Origin of the sequence: Micromonospora sicca (assembly GCF_003172935.1) — a bacterium.
In the GTDB taxonomy this organism is placed as follows: Bacteria; Actinomycetota; Actinomycetes; order Mycobacteriales; family Micromonosporaceae; genus Micromonospora; species Micromonospora sicca.
On sequence record NZ_QGKS01000487.1, the window covers coordinates 1 to 4,311 of the forward strand.

Consider the following 4,311-nt stretch of genomic DNA (forward strand, 5'->3'; position numbering starts at 1 on the left):
GTCAAGGTCGCCCGGGCGCACGCCCGGGTGGCCGACAGCCGGCGGGACTGGCAGCACAAGCTCTCGACCCGGATCATCCGCGACAACCAAGCGGTGTACGTCGAGGACCTGTGCGTCACCGGTCTCGCCCGGACGCGGCTGGCGAAGTCGGTGCACGACGCCGGCTGGGCATCGTTCACCGCGATGTTGGAGTACAAGGCCGCACGGTATGGACGCGCCTTCCGCCGCATCGGCCGGTTCGTCCCCACATCGCAGACATGCTCCACGTGCGGGCGGCTCGACGGACCCAAACCGCTGTCCGTCCGGTCGTGGACCTGCCCATGCGGGGCGGTCCACGACCGGGACGTCAACGCGGCGATCAACATCCTCGCGGCGGGACGCGCCGAGAGCCTAAACGCCTGTGGAGCGCAGGTAAGACCGGCACCCGTGCCGGCACCGCGCCGAGAAGCAGGAATCCACCCGCACACCGCGTGTTCCACACGCAGCGTGGAGGGAATCTCCGCCCTTTAGGGCGGAGAGAACGTCAAAGTGGCCGCTCCGATTTCTGAACGAGGAGTAGCCGCGGCCGCTCGCGCGCGGCCCGGGGCCGTCCCCGGCACGGCCGTCCGGCCGGCCAGACCCTGGCCGACCTGCCGCATGCCGTCGCCGAGCGGGGTGGGAGCGTCGGCGGTGTTGTCGTCGCGGCGCGCCGACAAGTGGCTGCGGCAGGGCCGATGGGCCCTACCCCCCGTCGATCGCGGCGAGTAGTGTCTTGCCTCCAACGCGTGCCGAACCCCTCCGGAGGCGTACACCACGATGGGTGGCTCCCCCCTGCGCATCCTCGTCGTCGGCGCGGGCATCGCCGGCCTGGCCGTGGCCCGGGCGCTGCGGCTCGCGGGGTTCCGGCCCGACGTCACCGAGAAACTGCCCCCCACCGAGCTGGTCGACACCGGCCTCTACCTGCCCGGCAACGCCGCGCGGGCGCTGCGCCGGCTCGACCTCGACGGACCGGTCCGCCCACTCGGCCAGGTGATCCACCGCCAGCGCTTCCTGGACGCGGCCGGCGCGCCGCTCTGCGAGGTCGACCTCGACGCCCTCTGGGCCGGGGTCGGGGAGTGCCGGGCACTGCCCCGCGCCGAACTGCACCGGGTGCTGCTCACCGGCGCCGGCGGCGCCGTCCGGCACGGCGCCGAGATCAGCACCGTCGAACCGCTGCCCGGCGGGGTCGCCGTCGGCTTCACCGACGGCACCTGCGGGGAGTACGACCTGGTGATCGGCGCCGACGGGCCGCGCTCGGCGGTCCGCACCCTCGCCGCCCTCGGCGGCCCGCCCCGGCCCGCCGGGCAGGTGGTCTACCGCAGCGTGGTGCGCGGCGGGCCACGGATCACCGACTGGACGGCCCTGCTCGGCCAGCGGTCCGGCTTCCTGCTGGTGCCGATCGGCGCCGGGCGGCTGTACTGCTACGCCGACGAGGCCGGCACCGTCCCGCCGGCCGACCCGCCGGCCCGGCTGCGGGAACTCTTCGCCGGCTACGGCGGCCCGGTGCCCGAGGTGCTGTCCGCCCTCGAACAGGTGCACGTCGGCGTCACCGAGGAGGTGGAACTGGGTCGCTGGTTCCACGGCCGGGTGCTGCTCATCGGTGACGCCGCCCACGCCACCGCGCCGACCCTCTCCCAGGGCGCCGCCATGGCCCTCGAGGACGCCGTCGTGCTCGCCGAGTCGCTGAAGGCGGCCGGCAGCGTCGAAGCCGCGCTGCTGGCGTACGAGAGCCGGCGGCGGCCGCGTACCCGATGGGTGCGGGACCGGACCCGGGACCGCAACCGGACCCGCGACGTTCCGCCGGCGCTGCGCGACCCGCTGCTGCGCGGGCGCGGCGGACGGATCTTCCAGGAGCACTACCGGTTGCTGGTCGACCCGCTCTGAGCGTCGGCGCGGCGGCGGGTGATCGTAGCCCGCCACCCCACGCGGCGAGGCCACCTGCCGGGGACTATCCTCCTTGCGGATGACGGCTCGCAGACACAGCGCGCGCCGAGCGGGACAACCGAGAACCGGAGGCCACTCGTGACCACCGTCGCACCCAAGCCGGTCGTGACCCGGCCCTGGCCGGTCCGAGAGCCGGTCAAGGGGTCGGCAATCGCGCGGCTGCTGCGCACCACGGACGCGAAGCAGATCGGGATCATGTACATGGTCACCGCGTTCGCGTTCTTCATGATCGGTGGCCTGATGGCCCTGATCATGCGCGCCGAGCTGGCGCGGCCGGGCCTGCAGTTCCTGTCGCCCGAGCAGTACAACCAGCTCTTCACCATGCACGGCACGATCATGCTGCTGTTCTTCGCGACGCCGATCGTGTTCGCCTTCGCGAACTACGTGGTGCCGCTGCAGATCGGCGCGCCGGACGTGTCGTTCCCCCGGCTGAACGCCTTCGCCTACTGGCTCTACCTGTTCGGCGGGACGATGGCCGTGGCGGGCTTCATCAGCCCCGGTGGCGCGGCCGACTTCGGCTGGACGGCGTACACCCCGCTGAGCAGCGTCGAGCACTCGCCCGGCGTCGGCGCGAACATGTGGGTGGTCGGCCTGGCCATCTCCGGTCTGGGCACCATCCTCGGCGCGGTCAACCTGATCACCACGATCCTGACCCTGCGCGCCCCCGGCATGACCATGTTCCGGATGCCGATCTTCACCTGGAACATGCTGGTCACCAGCCTGCTGGCGATCCTGGTCTTCCCGCTGCTCGCCGCCGCGCTCTTCGCGCTCGCCGCGGACCGCCTGGTCGGCGCCCACGTGTACGACCCCGCCACCGGCGGCCCGATGCTGTGGCAGCACCTGTTCTGGTTCTTCGGGCACCCCGAGGTCTACATCGTGGCGCTGCCGTTCTTCGGCATCATCACCGAGATCATCCCGGTCTTCTCCCGGAAGCCGATCTTCGGCTACAAGGGTCTGGTCGCCGCCACCATCTCGATCGCCGCCCTGTCGATGAGCGTCTGGGCGCACCACATGTTCGCCACCGGCCAGGTGCTGCTGCCGTTCTTCAGCTTCCTGAGCTACCTGATCGCCGTGCCGACCGGCATGAAGTTCTTCAACTGGATCGGCACCATGTGGCGGGGCCAGATCACCTTCGAGACGCCGATGCTCTGGGCGGTCGGCTTCCTGGTGACCTTCCTCTTCGGTGGACTGACCGGTGTGCTGCTCGCCAGCCCGCCACTCGACTTCCACCTGCACGACTCGTACTTCGTGGTGGCGCACTTCCACTACGTGCTCTTCGGCACCATCGTGTTCGCGGTCTTCGCCGGCATCTACTTCTGGTTCCCGAAGATGTTCGGCCGGATGCTCGACGAGCGGCTCGGCAAGGTGCACTTCTGGCTGACCATGATCGGCTTCCACACCACGTTCCTGATTCAGCACTGGCTCGGCGCCGAGGGCATGCCGCGTCGGTACGCCGACTACCTGCCCGGCGACGGCTTCACCACGCTGAACACGATCTCCACGATCGGCGCGTTCATCACCGGTATCTCGACCCTGCCGTTCATCTGGAACTGCTGGAAGTCGTACAAGACCGGCCCGGTGGTCGAGGTCGACGATCCGTGGGGCCACGGCAACTCGCTCGAGTGGGCCACCAGCTCGCCGCCGCCGCTGCGCAACTTCGACCGGATGCCGCGGATCCGCTCCGAGCGCCCCGCGTTCGACGCCAAGTTCCCGGAGCTGGCCGCCGGCCAGAGCATCGCCGGCCCGCCGGAGGGTGGCGCCAAGCCGCTGACCAGCGAGTCCAACGGTGGCGCCAGCTACCAGGAGGACACCGCCGGCAACCTCGACCAGCGCTGACCCGCTGAACACCGCGCCTCGGGCGCCGTACCCCTGATCAGGGGTACGGCGCCCGTCGCCGTTTCCGCGCCGGGTCCCGGAGTCTCGGTCCCGGCTCCCGGCTCGCCGGTCAACCCGGCTCCCGACCTAGGTTGAGGGCGGCTCGGCGGTCGCTCCCGGCGTGGGCTCCGCGGGTCGCAGCGGTCGTCGCCCCAGCTCCGGGTGCACCCAGTGGCGGCGTCGACCAGCCATGGTGGCCGCGCGCGGTGCAGCGGGTGTTTAAGGCGACCGGTGGGCGGGTGCGGCGGATGTCCCGACGACCGGTGGGAGCTCTACGGGAGCGACCACACACCGTAGCGCCCGCGGATGCGGCAACGTTCACGAGCGATATGACTGCCAGGCATATTTATGACTCTCAGGCATATCGCTTCTCGGGCAGCCCGGCGCCGAATGGGCGGGCTGGAGCGGGACGGCCTGAGTGGACATCACGGCGTGACCGCCGGGCCGGGCAGGTCAGCCCGGGCGGGCTGGGCC

At 71.3% G+C, this 4,311-nt stretch carries 3 protein-coding genes; all 3 read left to right on the forward strand.

Annotation, left to right across the window (positions count from 1 at the left end; genetic code table 11):
* A partial coding sequence (locus DKT69_RS35265; RefSeq protein WP_146231304.1) for an RNA-guided endonuclease InsQ/TnpB family protein occupies positions 1-510 on the forward strand: 510 nt, incomplete at its 5' end.
* Between the two features lie 285 nt (positions 511-795).
* Positions 796-1,902, forward strand: coding sequence for an FAD-dependent monooxygenase (locus DKT69_RS35270; RefSeq protein WP_109805704.1), 1,107 nt, complete (start codon positions 796-798; stop codon positions 1,900-1,902).
* Positions 1,903-2,040: 138 nt separating this feature from the next.
* Positions 2,041-3,798, forward strand: coding sequence for an aa3-type cytochrome oxidase subunit I (ctaD, locus tag DKT69_RS35275; RefSeq protein ID WP_109805705.1), 1,758 nt, complete (start codon positions 2,041-2,043; stop codon positions 3,796-3,798).
* Positions 3,799-4,311: the final 513 nt, after the last annotated feature.